The 21,037-nt window shown below is 64.3% G+C and carries 18 protein-coding genes; 11 read left to right on the top strand and 7 right to left on the bottom strand.

The annotated features are described in order from the left end of the window. Nucleotides 1-424 precede the first annotated feature (424 nt). Complete coding sequence (locus IVB12_RS31320; RefSeq protein WP_247305078.1) at nt 425-1,837, top strand: OpgC domain-containing protein; 1,413 nt, start codon at nt 425-427, stop codon at nt 1,835-1,837. Nucleotides 1,838-2,147: 310 nt separating this feature from the next. Here IVB12_RS31320 and IVB12_RS31315 read toward each other — a convergent pair whose 3' ends face one another. Next, entirely contained in the window at nt 2,148-2,945 is a 798-nt protein-coding gene (locus IVB12_RS31315; RefSeq protein WP_247305074.1) for an adenylate/guanylate cyclase domain-containing protein, read from the bottom strand. Between the two features lie 192 nt (nt 2,946-3,137). Between IVB12_RS31315 and IVB12_RS31310 the strand changes: the two genes are divergently transcribed. The 3 genes from IVB12_RS31310 (at nt 3,138) to IVB12_RS31295 (ending at nt 4,807) form a co-directional block, all read left to right on the top strand. After that, nucleotides 3,138-3,506 (top strand): rhodanese-like domain-containing protein, encoded by a 369-nt coding sequence (locus tag IVB12_RS31310; RefSeq protein WP_247280808.1) that lies wholly within the window; start codon nt 3,138-3,140, stop codon nt 3,504-3,506. A 667-nt stretch (nt 3,507-4,173) separates the two neighbouring features. Beyond that, on the top strand, nt 4,174-4,353 hold the full coding sequence (locus IVB12_RS31300; protein ID WP_247280810.1) for a hypothetical protein: 180 nt from the start codon (nt 4,174-4,176) through the stop codon (nt 4,351-4,353). Nucleotides 4,354-4,510: 157 nt separating this feature from the next. Beyond that, nucleotides 4,511-4,807 carry a hypothetical protein gene (locus IVB12_RS31295; RefSeq protein WP_247305066.1) on the top strand — a complete coding sequence of 99 codons (297 nt, stop codon included), beginning with the start codon at nt 4,511-4,513 and terminating at the stop codon, nt 4,805-4,807. A 44-nt stretch (nt 4,808-4,851) separates the two neighbouring features. Here the strand turns inward: IVB12_RS31295 and IVB12_RS31290 are convergent, their stop codons facing one another. Together IVB12_RS31290 and IVB12_RS31285 are read right to left on the bottom strand one after the other, a co-directional pair. Then, nucleotides 4,852-6,039, bottom strand: a complete 1,188-nt coding sequence (locus IVB12_RS31290; protein WP_247305063.1) for an adenylate/guanylate cyclase domain-containing protein — start codon at nt 6,037-6,039, stop codon at nt 4,852-4,854. 114 nt (nt 6,040-6,153) lie between these two features. Continuing rightward, entirely contained in the window at nt 6,154-6,738 is a 585-nt protein-coding gene (locus IVB12_RS31285) for a HutD family protein (protein WP_247305060.1), read from the bottom strand. Between the two features lie 219 nt (nt 6,739-6,957). Between IVB12_RS31285 and IVB12_RS31280 the strand changes: the two genes are divergently transcribed. The 5 genes from IVB12_RS31280 (at nt 6,958) to IVB12_RS31260 (ending at nt 10,529) form a co-directional block, all read left to right on the top strand. Continuing rightward, a complete protein-coding gene (locus IVB12_RS31280) occupies nt 6,958-7,263 on the top strand; it encodes a DUF2282 domain-containing protein (RefSeq protein WP_247305056.1) in 306 nt (101 codons plus the stop codon). A 45-nt stretch (nt 7,264-7,308) separates the two neighbouring features. Continuing rightward, nucleotides 7,309-8,223, top strand: a complete 915-nt coding sequence (locus IVB12_RS31275; protein WP_247305053.1) for a DUF692 domain-containing protein — start codon at nt 7,309-7,311, stop codon at nt 8,221-8,223. Further along, nucleotides 8,213-8,992, top strand: a complete 780-nt coding sequence (locus IVB12_RS31270; protein WP_247305050.1) for a DNA-binding domain-containing protein — start codon at nt 8,213-8,215, stop codon at nt 8,990-8,992. Before IVB12_RS31275 ends, IVB12_RS31270 begins: the two co-directional genes overlap by 11 nt. Beyond that, nucleotides 8,992-9,501 carry a DoxX family protein gene (locus tag IVB12_RS31265; RefSeq protein ID WP_247305047.1) on the top strand — a complete coding sequence of 170 codons (510 nt, stop codon included), beginning with the start codon at nt 8,992-8,994 and terminating at the stop codon, nt 9,499-9,501. Before IVB12_RS31270 ends, IVB12_RS31265 begins: the two co-directional genes overlap by 1 nt. 215 nt (nt 9,502-9,716) lie before the next feature. After that, complete coding sequence (locus IVB12_RS31260; protein ID WP_247305044.1) at nt 9,717-10,529, top strand: class I SAM-dependent methyltransferase; 813 nt, start codon at nt 9,717-9,719, stop codon at nt 10,527-10,529. A gap of 28 nt (nt 10,530-10,557) precedes the next feature. Here the strand turns inward: IVB12_RS31260 and IVB12_RS31255 are convergent, their stop codons facing one another. After that, nucleotides 10,558-12,111, bottom strand: coding sequence for a L,D-transpeptidase (locus IVB12_RS31255; RefSeq protein ID WP_247305041.1), 1,554 nt, complete (start codon nt 12,109-12,111; stop codon nt 10,558-10,560). A gap of 276 nt (nt 12,112-12,387) precedes the next feature. Then, nucleotides 12,388-13,824 carry an oligosaccharide flippase family protein gene (locus IVB12_RS31250; RefSeq protein ID WP_247305038.1) on the bottom strand — a complete coding sequence of 479 codons (1,437 nt, stop codon included), beginning with the start codon at nt 13,822-13,824 and terminating at the stop codon, nt 12,388-12,390. 262 nt (nt 13,825-14,086) lie between these two features. Between IVB12_RS31250 and IVB12_RS31245 the strand changes: the two genes are divergently transcribed. Both IVB12_RS31245 and IVB12_RS31240 read left to right on the top strand, forming a co-directional pair. Then, nucleotides 14,087-15,175, top strand: coding sequence for a glycosyltransferase family 1 protein (locus IVB12_RS31245; protein WP_247305035.1), 1,089 nt, complete (start codon nt 14,087-14,089; stop codon nt 15,173-15,175). Continuing rightward, nucleotides 15,172-16,239: an endo-1,4-beta-xylanase gene (locus tag IVB12_RS31240; protein ID WP_247305032.1), complete on the top strand. Its 1,068-nt coding sequence runs from the start codon at nt 15,172-15,174 to the stop codon at nt 16,237-16,239. Before IVB12_RS31245 ends, IVB12_RS31240 begins: the two co-directional genes overlap by 4 nt. Before the next feature lie 110 nt (nt 16,240-16,349). Here the strand turns inward: IVB12_RS31240 and IVB12_RS31235 are convergent, their stop codons facing one another. Beyond that, nucleotides 16,350-17,300 (bottom strand): DUF6492 family protein, encoded by a 951-nt coding sequence (locus IVB12_RS31235; RefSeq protein WP_247305029.1) that lies wholly within the window; start codon nt 17,298-17,300, stop codon nt 16,350-16,352. A gap of 186 nt (nt 17,301-17,486) precedes the next feature. After that, on the bottom strand, nt 17,487-20,951 hold the full coding sequence (locus IVB12_RS31230) for an AAA family ATPase (protein ID WP_247305026.1): 3,465 nt from the start codon (nt 20,949-20,951) through the stop codon (nt 17,487-17,489). Nucleotides 20,952-21,037 lie beyond the last annotated feature (86 nt).

Below are 21,037 nucleotides of genomic sequence, written 5' to 3'. Positions count from 1 at the left end.
GGGCTGCTGTGTGCTATGGTTGCAATCGGCACACATCCTAACGAAGGAGAGCGGACTCCGCGAAGCGCGAAGTTCGCTGGTGCCTTCGTCCACGCGAGCGATGAATTGCTCATCACGATTCCGACCGGCGTCAAATGATGCCGCGGCCCGGTACCTTGGTCATAGGACCTAGGCACCTCTCTGTACCGACCTCCGACCGGTTTACACACTGCGCCACTTGAACGATGATGTCGACAGTCAGCTTCTCCACCAGCTTTTTACTCAGCGCGGCCATTGTCTCAATTGCTGTCGTGGCCCGGTCGGTGTGAAGCAACGCGGGACTGCTGCGCTTTCACGAACCCGCCGCAGGCCGCTTTTTTGTCAGATTCGATTCCTGTCGATCGTTCCTCTTGAAGCGTGCGCGCACGCTGGACGAGGCAAGCCGATGCATGACCGAACCGCCACCCCGAAGCCATCGGCGGCCGCGCTGCCGGAACTGAAAGCCAACGGCCGCGACCTGCGCATTGACGCCTGCCGCGGCATCGCACTCTGGTGCATCTTTCTTGATCATGTCCCCCACAACATTGGAAGCTGGCTGACCCTGCGGAACTACGGCTTTAGCGATGCCGCGGAAGTGTTCATGTTCGTCTCGGGCGTCACCTGCGCACTGGCCTACGGCAAGGTATGGAGCTGCGAGGGATGGACCAGCGTGATCCGCCGCACGCTGCGGCGAAGCTGGGACATTTATATCGCATTTCTGCTGCTCACGCTCGCCTGCGCCATCCTAGTCCACATCGCTGGCGTGGAACGCCTTGCTGACGAGAGCAATACGCGCATTCTGCTGGACCAGCCGGGCGCGACGCTCGCGCACGCGGCGATTCTGCAATACCGCCCGGTCAATACCGACGTGTTGCCGATCTTCGTGCTTCTCCACCTCTTGTTCGCGCCGTTGTTGTGGTTGCTGCTCCGACTGCCGAACGTGACGCTTGGCGCCTCGCTGGCGCTTTATGCGCTGGTGCATATGTTCGGCTGGTCCTTGCCGGCGTGGCCGAACGGCCACTGGGCTTTCAATCCACTGGCGTGGCAGCTGCTGGTGGTGCTTGGCGCCTGGGTGATAATCGAAGGCGAAAGAGTGCGCCCCTGGCTAACGTCACGCATGGCGCTTGCGCCTGCCATTCTCTATCTGGTCTTCAGCCTCGTCATCGCATTGAGCTGGAGAATCAAGCCGCTGGAAGCGTTGATACCGCAGGGGCTGACGAAGTTGGCTTATCCGGTCGACAAATCGAATCTCGATCCGCTGCGTCTATTGCATTTCTTGGCGCTTGCGGTTGTAGCGGTATGGCTCGTGCCACCCAATCGACAAGCATTGAGGACTGCGGTGATGCGCGGCGCCATCCTTTGTGGCAAGAACTCGTTGCCAATCTTCTGCCTCGGCGTTCTGCTTACGCTCGTCAGTCTCCTGGCTTTGCTCGACATATCGGAGGGGCTTGCGATGCAGATCACGCTCAGCGTCGGCGGCGTCCTAACGATGATCGTGGCGGCGACGCTGCTGAACTTGATCAAGATCAAACCCAGGTCGCTGCCGATCATTGCACTGCCAATGAGTGTGCGCGCCCCTCAGGATGCCTGGGGCACCGTTGGCTGGCGCACCCTGGAGGCGTTTCGCCGAGGACTGCGCGGGTTCGGATGGGCCGGCGGGCGGAATCGCCTCAGCGATTGCCAGGTCGCGAAGCGGCAATCCGACCACGGGCCGCGTCTCGCAGGCGAATTGGTACGGCTCAATGCGGATGCCATCGCGGCGGTGGCGAGACCTGCAGCCATGGCAGCCAAGAATGCAACCGCGACGATTCCAGTCTGAGCGATCATTCCTCATGTCCGACGGTCGTTAGCCGGGCGCCCGCTCGCGGCGCTCGGCCTTTGCGCGCTCCCACGTCCGGCCGCTCATAACGGTCTGGTTGCCGGGGCGGGTCCCGCCGCGCCTATCACCCAAATTATGAGCTTGTCGGTGCTCGCCGAGCCACTCCACCAAAAGCGCACGCTTGGTCGCCCGTTTCGCATTTCGGTGCCCACCAAGTCAGTGCTCTTCCGTATCCGTCTGACCTGATTTCTATCGCTCGAGCGGCAATTACAGTGACAGTGCCGAACTGCCTCCCCGCCGAGACGTCCCTTCACCCCTCCACCCGCCACAGCCTCCACCTTTCCGGTACACCCTTCAGCCGGTGCACGCCGTGATCCTTCAAGCTGATCGCAGATTGCGTCTTCATCAGCTCCTTCACCGCGCTCGACACCAAAACCTCCCCGGCGCGCGCCTTGGCGGCGACGCGGGTGCCGATGTGGAAGGCGAGGCCGACCATCTCGCCGCCGCTGATGGTGTATTCGCCGGCGTGCAAGCCGACCCTGATCTCGAGGCCCAGCGTGCGCACGGCTTTCTGAATCGCGGTCGCGCAATTGACGCCGGCGGCGGGCTTCTTGAACGTCGCCAGCACGCCGTCGCCGGTGGTCACGACTTCCTTGCCGCGCGAGCTCTTCAACTCCTTGCGGACGGCCGCGTAATAATGGCCCATCACCTTGGTCCAACGCGCATCGCCGAGCTTCGCAGCCTTCGCGGTGGAGCCGACGATATCGACGATCAGAATTGTGGCGAGCGCCTGCTTGAGCTCGGCGCCAGCGTTGGCGGACCGACGCCGCAGCGCGATCGGTCCGGTCAGCGGCTCATAGCGATGGCTGCGGCGCCGGGCGATCGCTGCTTTGGCATAGTCCTGCGCGCGCTGCGCCGTGCCGCAACGGATCGTCTTCTCCTGCGGCGATCGCGACCAGGAGACCTTGCGCCCATCGCCGGCGCCATTGACCTCCACGGCGCCCCATTTCAGGAAGACCGCCGAGCCGACCCGCCGAATGCACCAGGCCTTCGAGGTGTATCCGGATACGTTCGACTGAAGGACTCCGATGCGAAGGAATTTGGGCATGGATGTGCGGCCGATCGAGGACCGTTGAGCGCTTTCGGGACGGAGCCTATTCGTACAATCCTGCATCGGCAATAGGGCTTTGCCATCGTTCGGCGCGGTGGAATCCATGGGGCCGACGCCCACCGTCAGGAGCAGGCGAAGCACAAATCCATGTGCTATCCTCATGCGAGGGCAGCAAGGGAGAGAGAAAAGATGTCAACAAGCGTCAAGCAAATGCTGGAAGCCGCGAACGCGGCAGTCCCCAAGATCACCTCGGACCAAGCGGCCGAGATGATCAAGAACGGCGACACGCTTGTGGTGGACGTTCGCGATGCCCCGGAAGTTGCCGCCAGCGGCAAGATCGCGGGCGCCGTGAATGTCTCGCGCGGGATGCTGGAGTTTCGCGCCGATCCGGAGTCGCCGTATCACGACAAGGCGTTCGACAAGAGCAAGACCGTCATTCTCTACTGCGCGTCTGGCGGCAGATCGGCCCTGGCCGGGAAGCTGTTGAAGGATATGGGGTACGAGAAGGTCTACAACGTCGGCGGCTTCAAGGACTGGTCGGGGGCTGTCGAAAAATAGCAATCACCGGCCGGCACGCCGCGTGAGCGATCGGCCGTAGAGACAATCAATGTCCGAATAGACTGACGCTGCCGCCCTGGCGGGGCTCGCCGTCACAGGTTCGGCGGGCTCCGAAATCGACGTCGTCCCGGCGGCAGGCGCTCAGGATGAGGCCTCGGTTGCGGCCAAATCTTTGGACCCACATGGCGATGAGCCGGCTCAGCGGGTCGTGGCGAACCATGCTGGCCGAGCACGTTCCGTGCCCTCGCAGCTGTCATATGCGATCGCGCTGTTCCCGGTGGGAGAGATATTCCGAGGTCTCGGCTCGCACGGTCTCAACCAATTGGCACTTCCTACGGCGAGGCGCGTTGCAGTCCTTTCGAGGAGGCGCAGATGACCAAGGCGAAGGCTTTCGACGTGCAAAGCGCAAAGACGGGGACGCAGCCAACGCTCAATCCCGGTGACGAAGCCCCGCGGGGAACAACCGGGACCGGCGAAGATGTTTGTCCGGATTGTCACGGCAAGGGGCGCATTGACGGCGCTCCCTGCGCCACCTGCGGCGGGAGCGGGACCGTCATCCGGGCAGTTGGCGGCGCCTGATTTTGCTCTGTCAATGGGGCCCTTGTCTTCATAGCAACGATCAGCCTTCACGCGTGTTTTCCGGACTCTGGACACAACGAGGCGCGCCATGAGCAAGGAAGCCGGACTGACCCCTGACGACTTCCCGATCGAAGCCGACAAGGACAAATTGAAGACACACAAGGGCGACCCCGTCGCCTCGGCCGAGTCGGAGCAGATTGCGGATCAAATCGCCGACCGCCTGAACGAGCACGCTCACCAGGAAGAGCAGGATCGCTGGTCGGCCTAGCGGCATTGCTTCGCAGCCAACCGGGAATAGGAACGCCCCGCGTTCCCGCGCATTGGCCTGCCGCCGGGGTTCCACAAATTCCGGCAAATGGCGGCCTCGGCTCGACCCCCGCCCCCGGACCGCCGGGCCGGGGCTGCCTGGCTTCGAAGGAGCGGACATGAAAGCACTCGTCATCGCAGGGCTCATTGCGGCGCTCGCGTCTCAATCCATCGCGCTTGCGCAAGGCGGCGCGGGTGCGTCCAGGACGGGGTCGAGCATCGATTCTACCGGTACAGGCGGCACGACCGGGGCCGGCGCCTCGGGCCTTAATACGTCATCGGATAACAACAGCGGCGGCGCGAGCGCGCCGGCCAAGTCATCAACGACCCGGCCAGGGGACAACGACCCCAGGCAAACCCAGGGCGGTCAGCAGGCCATGCCGAACTCCGGCTCTACCGGAGCGAACCGCAAATAGCCGCCGCTGGGTCCAATTCAGCCGGCGCGGTTCGCCGCTCACCCCTAATACGCAAACAGTTCGATCGGGTCGCTGAAGCCGCGCACCTCGTGTTGGCCGACATGCTCCAGCGTGAACTCCTTCTCCACCAGTTCGGCGAAGGCGCGCGACAGCAGCACCGTTCGTCCGAGTTGCTTCGTGAGCGCCTCCAAGCGCGAGGCCATGTTGACGGCGGGGCCGATCACGGTGAAATCGAGTCGGCTGGTTGAACCGATATTGCCGTACATCACGTCGCCGACATGGACGCCGATGCCGTAATTGAGCGGCGCGCGGCTGGTCGCACTGTTCCGCTCGTTCAACGCGGCCATGGCCTTGCGGGCTTCGGCCACGGCATGGAGCAGGTTGGCGCAAGCGTCGGGCTGGCTGAGCGGGAAGATGGCGAGCAGCCCGTCGCCGATGAATTTTAGGATCTCGCCGCCATACCGTGCGATGGGTTCGGACATCGCGTCGAAATAGTCGTTGAGGAGATCGATGACGTCATCGCGCGGCCAATTGTCCGAGATTTTTGTGAAATCTCTGAGATCGCAGATCATGATCGCGGCGCGCACCGTCGTGCCGGTACCGCGCCTGGTGGCGCCGGCCAGGATCAGTTCGCCGGCATGGTGGCCGACATAGGTCTCGAGCAGCGTGCGCGCCAGGCGGTTCTTGACGCGGATCTCGCTGACCAGCGCCAGCACCGGCAGCAGCTTCTTCAGGCCGGCGATATGCGCATCGTCGAACCCGCCGGGACGGTCGGTGGCGAAGGTGACGAGGTGGCGCTTGCCGAGCGTGTGGTAGAGCGGCCAGGCCACATAATCGGTCAGGCCTCGCGCCCGCATCTCGTCGTAGAGCGCGTGCTTGCGGCCGAGCGAACGATCCTGCTCCAGCCGCTCGCGCACCTCGGCGGCGCCTTCAAGGATCTCGTTGGCGGCGCTGCCGATGTATTCGGAGCGCTCGCGAACGTCGTAGTCGACAAGTGCAATCTCCGCCTCGCGCATCCCGTCGGACCACATCATCCGAGCTCCCAGCCATTGCGGGTGATGGATCAGGATGTGAAGCGTCGACCGCTTGAGCGGGATGCCGGCCTGCTGGAGGCGGACGCACATCTGCGCGAAGATGTTATCGACGAAGCGCTCGTCGCGCGTGCCGTTGGTCAACCAGTCGACGACATTGTCGGTTTGCGTGGCGGGGGCGTGAATGTCTGGCGCGTCCATATTCTGCCCCTTTGAGCGGCGGTCTGCATCGGGCAGATATCTTGCTCCGGCGCGACGGCGTCAACCTGGCCAGTTGCCCGGTTTGTGCGCAGCCGCCGTTTGGGGAGGCGCCATCTAGCCGACGATCCGGATCGACCCCAACACCGCCAAACCCGATGCGAGCGCGAGGCTCGATGGCTCGGTGAGTTCGACCTTCAGCGTGCCGCCATCGGAAATCGCGAAACGCTCCCCGCCAAGACGGATGCGGCAATCGCCCCGAACCGCGTAAACCAGATGCGTGCCGGCAAACAACGGTCGATCGCCGGCCTGCCTGAGCGCTTCGAGCTCGATCTCGACCGCACCACGCCGCGCCATCAGGTTCACGACCTCGACCGGACCGGCCTCGAGCTCGGTCACGATCTCGAGCTCCCCGGCGAACCGCACAGTCGTGAAAGGTTCTCGTTCATCGAATTCCTGCGCAGGCGACTTCAGCACCAGCCCGCGCCCGCCGACAACCATCTGGAGGCGGTCGATGCCGGGCATGTAGGAGAACGGACCGGGCGTAACGATAGGCGTACTGGCAAAGCGCCAGAGCAGACTGTCCCAATCCTTCACTGGTGCGTCAGCGCGATGGGCATCCGCGATGTCGGTGAAAACGCCGCCGCCGTTTTTCCACGGCGAGCGGGTGTAGTGTTCGGGCTTGAGCAGCATGGCTTTCATATCCGCATCATGCCCGTGCTGGGCGGATTTTGCCAACCGCATTGGATTTGAACAGCCGATTGCCCGCTAATTCTGACCCAAGCGCGCCTTCGTGCGCCAGATCCAAGCGGTCTCACGGATTCGTGAGCAGCTGCGCAGTAACGCGGGCTGCGCGCGGAGCGAAGGAGATTATGCGCTTTCGCCTGCCAGGCGATGCCATTTCGAACAGGAGAAACTCCGATGTCTGCCAAGCACGTCGTCACGTCGATCGTTCTCGCCGGCGCGGTGTCAACCGCCCTCGCCACCCTCGCCGCCGCCGGTCCGCTGACCAAGGCGGAGGCCGATGCGGCCGTCGCCGCCAGAAAGGAAAAATGCTTCGGCGTCGCGCTCAAGGGCCAGAACGATTGCGCGGCGGGGCCGGGCACGAGCTGCCAGGGCACATCCACCGTCGATTTCCAGGGCAACGCCTGGAAGTTCGTGCAGGGCGGCACCTGCACCAGCATCGAGCTGCCGAACGGCAAGAAAGGTTCGCTCAAGCCGGTCTAACGCACCGCGTCGCGCCCACGACAACGGTGAAGAGCGGAGGAATCCATGACGACGGCAATCGTGCCCGAGGCGTCTGCGGTGCCACTCCGCTACTCCGCTCCCATCGGCGGTGTTGCCGGGACGAGCTTCAAGCCCGAGCACCTCCAGGCCATCCTGAGCACGGGCCGGCAATGCGGCTTCTTCGAGGTGCATGCCGAAAACTATATGGGCGCGGGCGGCCCGCCGCATCGCGCGCTGGAGGCGATCCGCCGCGACCATCCGCTGTCGCTGCACGGCGTCTGCATGTCGATCGGCGGACCCCAGCCGCTCGATAAGGCGCATCTGGCCCGCTTCCGAGATTTGGTAGCTCGCTACCAACCAGCGCTGGTGTCCGAACACCTTGCCTGGTCAACGCATGAGACCAGCTTCTTCAACGATCTTCTGCCGCTGCCCTACACCGAAGCGACGCTGGCTTGCGTCTGCGACCACATCGACCAGGTGCAGGACGCGATCTGCCGTCCGTTGCTATTGGAAAATCCGTCCACCTATGTCGCCTTTCGCGAATCGTCGATGAGCGAGACCGATTTCATCCGCGCCATTGCCGAACGCACCGGCTGCGGGCTGCTGCTCGACATCAACAACGTCTTCGTATCCGCGGCCAATCACGGATTCTCCGCGCTTGAGTACCTCGCGGAATTTCCGCTGGCGCACGTCGGGGAGATCCACCTCGCCGGCCACGCAGAGCAGGCCGATGACGAAGGCGACCTGCTGCTGATCGACAGCCATGACGGCCCGGTCGCGGATGCCGTATGGAAGCTATTCGAGATCGTCATCCGGCGCCGCGGTGGCGTGCCGACGCTGATCGAATGGGATAGCAAGATTCCGGACTGGCCGGTGTTGCAGGCGGAAGCCGCCGCCGCACAGGCAATCCTCGATCGCTGCAATAAGACTGCAACTGCGGGAGACCGTCATGCCGCCTGAGCAGGGCCTGTCCTTTGCCGCCGCCTTTACGCCGGGACTGCTGGACCCCACGCGGGCGGCGCCCGCGATCGTGGCGGGTCCGAACGGCAAGGCCGCCGGCAAGCGCTACGCTGTCTACCGCAACAATGTCACGGTGAGCCTGATCGATGCCCTCGCCGCGATCTATCCGGCGGTGCAGCGCATCACCGGTCCTGATTTCTTCCGTGCCATGGCGCGCTTCCACATCTGCAGCAGCCCCCCGACTTCCCCGCTGCTGTTCGAATATGGCCGCGAGTTTGCCGACTTCATCACACGATATGAGTATGCGCAGACAATGCCCTGGCTTGCGGATGTTGCACGCATCGAGCGGGCGTGGCTCGATGCCTACCATGCGCAGGACGCCGCGCCGTTGTCGGCCGCTGCGCTGGCGGCCTTCGCCTCGGAACGGTTGGCCGATCTAGTCTTCATCGCGCATCCGGCGCTGCGCATCGTGCGCTCGTCCTTCTCGGCAGTGACGATCTTTGCCGCCAACCGCGATGACGCACCGATCGGGCGCATTGACGCGTCGACGCTGGAAGACGCGTTGATCACCCGGCCCGAATTCGACGTTATGGTGCGTCGCCTTCCGCCCGGCGGCGCAGTGTTTGCCGAACGCCTTGCTTCGGGCGAGCCACTCGGCGGGGCCGCCGCGTCGGCGCTGGATGCATGCCCCGATTTCGATCTCGCTTCCAACATCACCGGCCTGATCGAGGCTGGCGCATTCACTTCGCTTGCTCTCGGAGACGCATGATGATCACCGATCAACGCATGACTGCGGGAAGCGCCCTGCCATCACTTGGGCTGCTGCTCGACAACGCCAACTCTCTGGTACGGACGATTGCCGCGCCCTCGCTCGTTCAGCTCGTGCTGCGCGCGGCGCTCGCCGTTCCCTTCTGGCGCTCGGGCATTCTCAAGTGGGACGGCTTCCTCAGACTCAACGACACCGCGGTGACGCTGTTCAGCGACGAGTTCATGCTGCACCTGCCCGGCGGGCCCTATCACTTTCCTGCGCCGGCGGTAATGGCCTTCCTGTCGGGATGTGGCGAGATCATGTTTCCAATCCTGCTGGTGCTGGGTCTCGGCACACGGTTCGCTGCGCTCGGATTATTGCTCATGACCGTCATCGTCGAGCTCACCGTGCCCGACGGCTGGCCGATTCACCTCACTTGGACGGCCATGGCACTCGCCCTCATGGCTTACGGACCCGGGTACATCTCGCTCGATCATCTAATCTGTCGCGCGCGATCGCACGCGCGATAGGACGCTGCGCGCCTTACATCCCGCTCAACCCGCTATCGACGGCGGGCGTCTGCGCGGTGCGACGGCGCGAAATCGTAGAACGAATGGCCGGCTTGGCCGACATCGCCTGGAGCGCGCCCGATGCGGAAACCGGCCTGGTTCACATCTTTGCTTGCGCGCTGAGCTAGCGGTCCATGGTAGCTTGATCTCGCGTCTGAACCTTCAGCGAGGCAAGCATGTCCGACACCGACAAGATTTTCGCCGGCTCCGTCCCAAAACTCTACGACGAATATCTCGTCCCGATGATCTTCGCCGCCTATGCCGACGACATCGCAAGACGGGTCGCTGCGCTCTCGCCTTTCGTACTGCTCGAGATCGCGGCCGGCACCGGCGCGGTGACGCGCGCCGTGGCGGCGGCGCTGCCGCGCAGCGTCCGCTATGTTGCGACCGATCTCAGCGAGCCGATGCTCGCGGTTGCAGCGCAGCGTCAGGCGGACGATGCCCGCATTGTCTGGCGCCAGGCGGATGCGTTGGCTCTTGCGTTCGGCGACGCGGAATTCGACGTGGTCTGCTGCCAGTTCGGCGCCATGTTCTTTCCGGATCGCGTCAAGGGCTATTCCGAAGCAAAGCGCGTTTTGAAGCCGAGCGGCACGTTCCTCTTCAACGTCTGGGACCGCATCGAGGACAACGTGTTCGCCCACGATGCAACGATCGCCTTGGCCAAGCTGTTTCCCGATGATCCGCCGCGTTTCATGGCCCGGACACCGCACGGCTATTTCGACCATGCGATCATCAGGGCCGATCTCGAACGGGCAGGTTTTGGCAGCGTCTCGATCGAAACGCGATCCGCAATCAGCCGCGCGCCAACAGCGGAAGACGTGGCGATCGCCTACTGCCAGGGCACGCCGCTGCGCGGCGAGATCGAGGCAAGAAGCGGCGGCGACCTTCAGGCGGCGACTGACGCGGTCACTGAGGCGATCCGGATGCGCCATGGCTCCGGACCGGTCGAAGCCAAGATTCAGGCTTTGGTGATCACGGCGCGGCCGTAAGCCTGCGCCGCAGGCGATCTCGGCGTCCCTACCAAAAGCCTCGCTGCACCGGCTGCGTCGATTGGTAATACTGATACTGGCCTCTCCGGCGCGGATTGACCGGTTGCACGTACGGATCGCGCTGGAAGAAGAAGCCGAAGCCGTTGCCGCCATTGTCCCAGCCGTCATCGCTCGCGATCATGGCAGGCGCGGTCGGCTTGCGCGTGATGAAGCCGCCCTGCGGCTGATTGCTCAGCACCGCAACGAACTCGGTGCGGTAATTGGTCTCGCTGCTCAACGGCTCGTCCGAGATGATGATCGAGGAGCGCGGCAACGCGGTCGGCGCGATACGGTCGAGCACGTCCTGCGGGATGGTGATCCGGTCGAGCGCGGCCCTCGCCTCGTCGCCGTTTTCGATCGTGACCACGCTCCAGCGCAGGCCCGTATCGGTCCTCGCCATCGCCGTGAAAATATGCGTGCCGAGCGGCTGGTCTGGGTTGCGGATCGTGACGGGGACCTCGATGCTGGTGTCGAACACCTCGCCGCCGCCATCGGGCGCCGGCTTGTGGGTGTTTCGCCGCACGTACAGCTTCTGCGTCGCACGGCTGATGTAGACCGAGACCGGCTCGAGCGCGAGCTTTGCATCGGTCGCCGCCTTCACGGCGTCGGCTTTCCTGGCCGCGGCGACCATGGCGGCCTCCTTGGTGGCGGCGACCGCCTCGCGCTTCGGCTGCGCCGCGGCCTTTGCGGCATCGAGCTGCGTCGCTGCATCCGCAGCCTTGGCGGCGGCCTTCTGCTTCAGCTCCTCGGCCTTGGTCCGGGCCTGATCGGTCTTCGCGTTCGCGAGCATCTTGTCGGCGAAAGCGAGCTCGGCGTCGGCGCGAGCCTTCTGCTGTTCCAGCTTGCGCAGCGCCGCCGGCAGCGAAGCGGCTTCTTTTGCGGCTGCCGATGCCGCCTTCTTGGCCTCGTCGGCGGCCCTGGTGGCCTCCTCCGCCTCGGCGGAGAGCTTGTCGGCACGGCTCGGCGCCGCCGCAATGGCCTCCCGCTTCGGCATGAAAAGCGAAGGGTGGGAGAACGCGGTCGGGACCGTATCGTCCGGCGAGATGATCACGCGCATCCCGATATACGTCTTGTCGAACAGATTCTCGGCAAAGCCGAACGGCATCCGCACGCAGCCATGTGAGGCGGCATACCCGGGCAGCGGACCGCCGTGCAGCGCGATGCCGTTCCAGGTGATGCGCTGCATATGCGGCATCCAGGCATCATCATACATGGTCGAGCGGTGGTCCTTGTCCTTCTCGATGATGGCAAAGACGCCCGCCGGCGTCTCGCGTCCCGTGGTGCCTGTCGACACCGGCGCGCGCAGGATCCAGCCGTCGGAATCGTAGAAGGTGACCTGCTGGCTCTTGATCGACACGATCGCCATGATCGGCTCGCCGGCTACGCGCGGCGCCACCGCCTCGACCGGCTGACGGGCCTGCTTGGCAGCCGTCGCCGGCGCCACCGCCGCGAACATGGCCAGCGTCGCAAGCGCAATGATCCCGGTAGGCCCCTGACGCAGCACCGCTCTGGTGGATTGCGCCGTCGTCGATCGGTTTTTCATGCCATCCTCGGTCGAACTGCCAGTCCGCTGGTGTCGGTCAAATGTCAAATTGCTATCTCTGGATTAAGAAATCGCATCCGCCTTACGTTCCGTCTGTGGCGAGATTCGGCACGTTCCCGCGACAAATCTCTCCTATACGACGGTTCACATCGGCGGAAGGCGGCCCCCGGCCGAAGCTGGCCCGAAGCCGGCCTCGATCGCTGCGGCAGAATGTCCGGCTAACCTGGTTCAGCTGCACGGGACAATGCCGGGAGCGGGTCAGGCTCGCCATGATCGCTAAACGCCCAGCGCCTTCCGGTTGAACGTTCGCAGGAGGCGCAGCGACAACGTTCGCACGTTCGCGACGTTCAGCAGCCACGCCGCGGCGGCGTAAGCGAAGCCACCGGCGAGGCTCACGACGATGAGCGACCCGAGACCGGTGCCGCCCGCTTGCGATCGCGCGATCAGGATCGCGGCCGCCATCACCGCAGCGGAAGCGGCAACAGCGGCGAGGCGATTGAGGTCGAACGGGACCGGGTGGGCCCGATGCATCAAGAGGACAGCCACGAGGAAGCCGATCGCTTCGGTCGCGAAAGTCGCCAGCGCCGCACCGTAGAGGCCATAGCCGGCGACCAGCGCGAACATCAGGATCACGCTGACAACCAGCGTGAGGAAGGACTGTGCCGCCAGCATGAAGGGGCGTTCGGCGAGTTGGAAGCTGATCTGGACATAGAACTGATTGGCGATCCCGAACAAGCGGGCGAGCACCAGAGTCGGCAGCAGCGCGGACACGCCTGCGCGGAAGTCGACGCCGACCAGCGTGCCGGCGACCTGGTCCGCCGCCAGCGCAAGCCAGACCGCCACGGGCGCAACGACGACGAGCAGCAGCTCGAGGCTTTCGGTTAGCCGCTCCCGCGTCGTGTCATTGTTTTTCTCCGACAACGACCGGAACACCAGCGGCACCGTCGCCGCGGCAACGCTGGAGGCGATCATGACCATGAACTGGCGCGGCAGGTCCGCAGCAACGCCAAAAATGCCGGCGGCATCGTTGCCGAGCAGATAAGCGACGATGAGACGGTCGCAGGCCGAGTAGACCGCAACGGAAAGCCCGGCCAGCGTCAACGGAAGACCGTAGCGCGCCAGCTGCATGAACTGGCTGCGCTGGAAACGTCCGATCTTGGTGCGGTCACCGACCAAATTCAGGATGATGCCGGCGAGCGAGCCGAGGCCGAATGCCGCGAGCAGCCCCAATCCACCCCAGCCGAGCCAGATCCCGGCGAGCCCAAAGCCCACGCTCGACACGCTGCGCACGATCGAGATCGCCGCGAAGCGGTAGGGCCGCAGCTTGGCGCGCTCGAACTCCTGGCCGACATCGACCGCATTGGCCATGATCGCGACGAACATGCTGGCGATCAGCAGCTCGATGCTGACGTCGCTTCGGAACAGGAAGACCAGCGGGGTCGTCGCGCAGAGAACCGCGGCCGTCAGCGCAAAGGCGACCATCGCCGTGCCGCGAAAATCCACTTCCGCCGAGATCGCCTGATAGCGGGATACCGACAGCTTGATCCAGGCGAAAAAGATCGCGCCCAGGATTCCCGCAAGACTGATGCCAACCACATAGACGCCGTACTCCGCCGGCGTCAGCAACCGTGTGTAGGCCGTAACCGCGAAGAACCCCACCGCCGCAGGCAAGATGTAGGCGACGAGATAAATGGAGAAATGGCGATTCAGCATGCGGACTCGGGACCGGTAACGGCCGTGAGGATTAACGAAGCGTTAAAACACTTGGACTTTGGTGGAGCGATCGGACGGCGCGCTGGCGCCGGCAAGATAGCCGCATAAGTCTGCAAATCGGACCGCGAATGGAGCAATCGCGCGCTTATCGCGCGTTAGCGTTAAATTTGCCCTGTCCTTGAACGGGCCGGCGGGATCACGGAAAAGAAACAATGATATCGCAACGTCGCCCCGACTCCTCCGATGTGCTGATGTGACTGACATGGACGTTGCGGAACAAGCACGGGCGAAGCCGGCCTCTCGGCCGCATCGCGGCACCGACGCGCCGCTTGTGCCGGCAACCTCCGGCAACGCTGGCGGCGACAGGATGGTCCTCAACCTCTTCTTCGAAGAACGGGACGACCGCTGGTTTCCCGGTGACCGCCATCTCCGGCCGCTGCTGCGGCGCTTGCTGGTTGGCAAGTCCTATATCAGCGGCCAGCGGCGCGTGCTCCTCAATCTGTGTGCGGGCCTCGATCGGCTCGGCATCCGCTACCGAGTCAACGACTATCGCTACATCCAGAAGCACCCCGAGGAACTGGCCTGCATCATCGGCCGGCCGTTCGTGCTCGACTGGTTCAAGTGGAAAAACCCGCTGCTGCTCGGCGTCGCCATGTACGACCACCCGCTCGATGCGCCGGCGAGTCTGAAGGATCTCAACGTGAAGCGCGTGCTGGTGCCATGTGCCTGGTACGCCGACATGTTCCGTCCGCACTGGCCCCATGTCGGCGCCTGGCCCGTCGGCATCGAGACCGATTTGTGGACACCAGCGCCAACCGAGCAGAAGAGCGTCGACGTGCTGCTCTACGACAAGATCCGCTGGGATTACGGGCGCTACGAGGCGGAGCTGATCGAGCCGATCCGCAGGCATCTCGAAGCAAGCGGCCGCACTGTCGAAGTGATCCGCTACGGCCATTACAGGGAGGACGACTACAAGGCGGCGCTGGCGCGCTGCCGCAGCATGGTCTTCCTGTGCGAGCACGAGAGCCAGGGCATCGCCTGCCAGCAGGCGCTGTCGAGCGGCGTGCCGGTCTTTGCCTGGGATCGCGGCGGGCCGTGGCAGGATCCGAAATATTTTCCGCACAAGGTGAGGTACGAGGGCGGCGTGTCCTCGGTCCCCTATTTCGACGCGCGCTGCGGCATGACCTTCACGGATGCGGATGGCTTCGGATCCGGCTGGGCCCGCTTCTGGTCACACGTCGGCGCGGGGGACTTCGCACCGCGGGACTATGTGTTGGACAATCTGACGCTCGAGAAGGGCGCGCTTCACTATTACGAGATCGCCAAAGCGGCGATGCAGCCTCACGCGTGACTAGGCTCGACCGACGCGAATTCTTGCTCGGCAGCGCCGCAACGCTCGCGGCGGGGGCATCCGCGTCTGCAGTGCCGGCGTCGAAGCGTGCCCAGCGCCGTCCGGGCTTTGGCGCTGCGGCCACGCTCTGGGACCTGCAAGCCGATCCTCGGCTTGGGGACGCCATCAGCACCTATTGCACTCAGGTGGTGCCGGTGCTCGAGCTGAAATGGCCGATGCTGCGGCCGGATGCGCACACATTTGCTTTCGAGCGTGCCGACGCGATCTTGGATTTTGCGCAGGCGAACGATTTGACGATGCGCGGCCACGCGCTTGCCTGGTATCACGACATTCCCGACTGGACCAAGCAGATCAAGGACGGCAAGGGCGTCGAGCGCGCCTTCGTCGATCACATCGGCACCGTCGTATCCTACTACAAGAACAAGCTGACGTCGTGGGACGTCGTCAACGAGCCGATCCCGGACAATCCGAAGAAGATCACCGACCGGCGCGACACGTTCTGGACGCAGCATCTTGGTCACGGCTGGATTCCGCTGGCCTTCCGCACCGCCGCCGCGGCCGATCCCTTCGTCAAGCTCGCGATCAACGAATATGACATCGAATCGGCCAAGGACTCCTTCATCGCCAAGCGCACGGCCTACCGCAACCTGATCATGGACCTGCTCGACCAGGGCGTTCCGCTTCACGCCGTCGGACTGCAATCGCATCTGCATGCCGAGCTCGAAATCGACACACACGGGCTCGCCGAGTTCGTCACCGAGCTGCGTTCCTGGGGGCTCGAGGTGCTCGTCACCGAACTCGATGTCGACGATCAGAAGCTCGCGGGGAGCCCGGCGGAGCGCGACGCCATCGTCGCCAAGCGCGTCGACGATCTGCTGACGGCCATCTCAAGCAGCGGACCGGTGCGCTCGATCCTGACCTGGGGCATCTCGGATCGCTACAGTTGGATCAACGGCACCTTCGCGCGCAAGGACAAGCAGCCGAACCGTCCTCTGCCGCTCGACGGCGAGTTCAAGCCGAAGCCGTTCATGGACGTCATCAGCAAGTTCACGAAGGATGCTTGAGCGCGCTATCGTTTGAGCATGATCTCCGCGCAAACGCGTTCCGCGTTTGTCGCGAGGAAAAACCGCTGCACATTTTGCGCGAACGCCGCCCTTCGGGGTCGGATCATGTTCTAGCGCGTTTTCGGCACCTCGAATGCTGCAGCCTCGCCCATAAGGTCAGGCGACAGGCTCGGCGCGCGCTGGTCGCGCGAATTCAACCGGAATACCTCGCGGATGTCGACGATCGAAGTCGACGAATAGGATTGGATGCAGAGCGCGACCTGTTCTGGCGAGGCCGCGCGCATCATCGCTTCGATGGCCGGACGGTCGAGACGCGTGTCGTCCCAGTGCGACACCGCAATACTGTTTTCCGTGACCCGATGCGCAGCCAGATGCGCGGGTGAGCTCGCGACGAAATGACCATAGAGCAGGTATTCGGAAAACTTCTTCTTGCGGCATAGCGCCAGGACCCAGTTCAGTCCTGTCGCCGCCTTGATGGCGCCGGTCATCGCCCGCGCAGTGTCCTTGTCCCAGACCAGCGCGTTGCCGACATAATCGTCTGCCGGAAACGAGCGCTCCTCGATACCCAGAAGCTGATCGACGGTGCGGAGCCACAGGCCATGCAACGGGTGGTCGGCGCCGATCGCCTTTGGAGTAACGAAGAGCGGCGTCTTCTCGCCGCCGGCGTACTGGCCAACGTCGAATTCGCGGAAGAAGAGATTGTCCGAATCCAGGATGCAGACGCGCTGCTCCGGCGCGTTGAGAACGCCGGCGATCTTGAGGATCTGCTGGATGTGCCAGCCGTGCACCGGTGACGAGAGCAGCGAGAGCCAGACGCGCCGGCTGCTGATGAACTGGAGAGCCGGCGGGAGCGCGAAGAGCCATTTCGGCAGGTAACGCGAGGCCGGAACGATCACGCGCTTGTCGGAGGCAAACCGCTCGAACAGCGGCACGTCCTCATCGTTAACGAGAACATAATGCCGCGTGTATCCCGAGAGCCAGGTGTCGATGCTCTCGCTGAGCAGCGAAAAGCGCTCGATATCCTTGGCGTAGCTGGCGGTCAGCAGGGCAACGGAATGCATGGGCGCGCTCAAATGGGCCATCGGGCCGCAGTCATAGCCGCGCTGGGAGACGCTGCAAACTCACAAACGGAATCAAGGTAAAATGAAACGAAGCATTCGCCATCCGCCTGGAACCCCGTTCAATGCCCCGAAAACGCAGCGGTGCCAGTGCAGAAGCGCGCACCCTCTGCGGCAAGATCGCTCATGTCAGGGGACGACCTGTTCACGAACGGGCGCCTCCGCACCGAGGTCGTTGATCAGTTGCATCGCCTGCTTCAGGTCCGGCGTGTAGAAGCCCTCGCTGAACCTGCCGACGATGGGCACAAGCAGGAGACTTGCGTGCTCGCGCCTGCCGGCCTCGTGCCACAGCCGTGCCAGGCTGACGGCGGTGCGAAGCTCCCAGGACAATGCGCCCTGCTTGCGCGCGGTCTCCAGCGACAGGCCGAACATATCCTCGGCCTCCCGCACCGATGCCGGGGCACCGTCCGACAGCGTGATCTCGCCTTGCAGGCGATAGACTTCGGCGAGGTAGGAGTGATCGCCGGTCCGTCTTGCGGTCGCGAGCGCGCCGTCCAGTGCCCGCAAGGCAGCGTCGCGCATCCCGAGCTTGGCATAGGACTCCGCGAGCAGGCAGCGAAACCAGCAGCCGGCGAGCCAGGAATCCATCGCCTCATACTCGTCGAGGCCGACGCGCATCTGGCTGAGGCCTTCGTCGGCTTCGCCGAGCTGAGCCAGTGCCCAGCCGCGCAGGATCGCCGCCTGCTGCTTCCAGTGCAGGAAATTGTGCTCGGTGGCGATGATCATCGCGCGATTGGCGTGATCACGCGTGCCCTCGACGTCGCGCAAATGCTGGCGGAGATAGGCGCCGAACACGAGTGCGAAGGCGAGCGTGAAGGGATGTCGGATCTTCTCGGCGTTCGCGATCGCCTGCTCGCTGTGCTGGCGCGCCGCGTCCGGACGGCCGAGGAACCACAGAAGATACCCGAGATAGGACAGCGAGACCACGCCGGGATCGATGCCGTGGCGCTCCATCAGACCGGAATGCAGGTCGGGACTGTAGAGGTTGATGCAGCGATGCAGATGATGCTGCGCGGCGGCAAAGCGGCCGCGATAGAGCATGGTCATCGCGATCGCGCGGTGCGCCTCGATCAGATAACCGGTCTGCTGCGCCGGCTCCGCCCGCTGGTTCAGCCGCTCGCGCTTGGCGAATCTCAACAGCTCGACGCTGAGATCGTGCGCGCGCGTGAGATCGGCGCGGATGAAATGGCACACCCAGAGCCCGCGCGTGGCGGCGAAGGCCTTTTCGTCGTCGTCGAGTTGCTGGCCAAGTTCGAGCGCGCGGATGTAGTTCTGCTCGACCTCCTGCACGGCATAGCCTTTGGCGGCGATCAGGGCGGTGCCGAGTGCGATCCGGAGCTCGAGCTCGATCTGGTCGGCGCCCTGCACGCGCGCATTGGCCTGCACGACGCTCAAGCCGCGGCGCAGATGACCGATCGCTTCCAGATTGGCGCCGCTCTTGGCCGCCTGCTTGCCGGCCTTGAGCCAAAAGCTGGCGGCACCCTCGCTCTGGCCGGATTCGGTCAGGTGATAAGCGAGCAGCTCCGGTTCGCGCTCGGTCTTCTCCGGATACATCTCGGCGAGCACCTGGGCGATCCGGGAGTGCAGCTTGCGGCGCTCGCTGTGCAAGAGGCTCGCATGCGCGGCGTTCTGGATCATCACGTGCTTGAAGGAGTAGAGCGCGTCCGGCGGATGGCCGCGGCGCATGATCAGGCCCGCCTGCTCCAGGTGATTGAGCGCGGCTTCGATCTGCTCGGCTGGCGTGTTGGCGACTGCGTGCAGCGTCTCGTAGGAAAACTCGCGCCCGATCGTGGCGCCGATCTGGGCGACCCGCTTGAACGGTCCCATGCGGTCCAGTCGCGCCATCAGCGAGTCCGTCAGGGTCGCCGGGATCGCGAGCTGCCGCCACGGACCCGACAGCACGTAGCGCCCGTGCCGCTCGGTCAGGAGGTTGGATTCTAGGACCGTCTTGGTCAGCTCTTCCAGGAACAGCGGCACGCCGTCGGTCTTGACGATGATCTCCTCGACGACCTCCTTGGGCAGCTCCCTGCCGGCGACGCGCTCGACCAGCGTCGTGCGCAGCGGCCGGCTCAGGCGGTTCAGCACCAGGGTCGTGATGTGCGAATGCGCGTTCCAGCTCGGCTGGAATTCGGATCGCGCGGTGATGATGACCAGGATCGGCCGGTTCTGCACCCGCTCGACCAGCAGGTCGATCACCTCGCGTGAGGTCGGGTCGATCCAATGCAAATCCTCGAACGCGATCACCAACGGCATCTCGCGCGCAAGGCCCAGGAAGTGATTGACCAGCGCCGTGACGGTCGCATCCTTCTGCTGCTGCGGCGAAAGGTCGAGCCGCGGATAGCGGTCGCCGGTCGGTATCGACAGCAGCGCGGCAAACAGCGGCGCGACCTGCTCGATGTCGCCATGCGCGGTGGCGATCGCGGTCTCCAGGCTCGCCAGCGACAGCGCGGACGCATCCTCCCGATCGAGGCCGAGGGAGAATTTGAGCTGCTCGGCGAACGGATGGAACGCCGTGGAGGTGTAGTAAGGCGAGCACTGGAGCGAGACCTGGCCATGGCGATCGGCGGATATCCGCGCGAAGATTTCCTGGATGATGCGCGACTTGCCGATGCCGGGCTCGCCGAACTTGACGACGACCTGGCCGTCGCCGTCTTTGGCCTGCTGCCAGCGTCCCATCAGCAGCGCGATCTCCTCCTCGCGGTTGACGAGCGGCGTCAGCCGCGTGCCCATGGCGGCGGCGAAGCGGGTCTCCATCCGCGAGGCGCGCACCACGTGCCAGGCCTGCGCTTTCTCGGAGATGCCCTTCAAGTCATGGACGCCGAGACTGCGGTAGTCGAACTTCCCCTTCAGCAGCGCTTGGGTCGATGCGGAGATCACGACTCCGTTGGGCGGCGCCAGGCCTTGCAGCCGCGCGGCGAGATTGACGGTTTCTCCGACCGCGGAATCGCGCTCTTCGGTGCCCTGTCCGACGAGATCGCCGACCACGACGAGGCCGGTCGCAATCCCGATGCGGACGGCGGGCGAGTGGCTGAGCGCACCGCGCGGCTCGATCGCGTGCGCGCTCGACAGCACCCGCACGATCTCGAGCCCGGCGCGAACTGCGCGCTCGGCATCGTCCTCATGAGCGGTCGGATAGCCAAAATAGATCAGGATACCGTCGCCGACGAAACGAGCGGCAAAGCCCTCGTAATGCTTGACCACGCGGACGCAAGTTTCGCGGAAGCTCGCAATCATGTCGCGCACGTCTTCCGGATCGAACTGAACCGATAGCGAGGTGGAATCCACCATGTCGCAGAACATGGTGGTGAGCTGGCGTCGTTCCGCGCCGACCTCCGGCCGCGTTAGCGGCGGCGCCACTGCCGCCGAAGGCTCTGCCGTTTCGGCCTGGAACAGCGCCGACATGGCTCGCTGAAGCCGCTTGCGATCACCGAGCGGCAATCCGAGCTCGACCAGATCGGATTCGGTCAGGTCCGGCATGACGTCGAGATCGAGACGGTGCTGCGCAAAGAGATCGGTGTAGTGGCCGAGACCGATGCCCTCGAGCCAGCGCTTCAGCCCGCTCTCCGTTCCCGTGCCCGGCTCGTTCTCCAGCATGGTGATTTCTGCCCGACCATCATTCCGTCGAAGAACCCCCCTCAACCATAGATTTGGGGCCCGACTTCACCTCAGACTGGACGCGT

The sequence above is a fragment of the Bradyrhizobium sp. 179 genome (genome assembly GCF_023073535.1).
In the GTDB taxonomy this organism is placed as follows: Bacteria; Pseudomonadota; Alphaproteobacteria; order Rhizobiales; family Xanthobacteraceae; genus Bradyrhizobium.
This window is presented reverse-complemented; position numbering and strand designations above follow the sequence as displayed.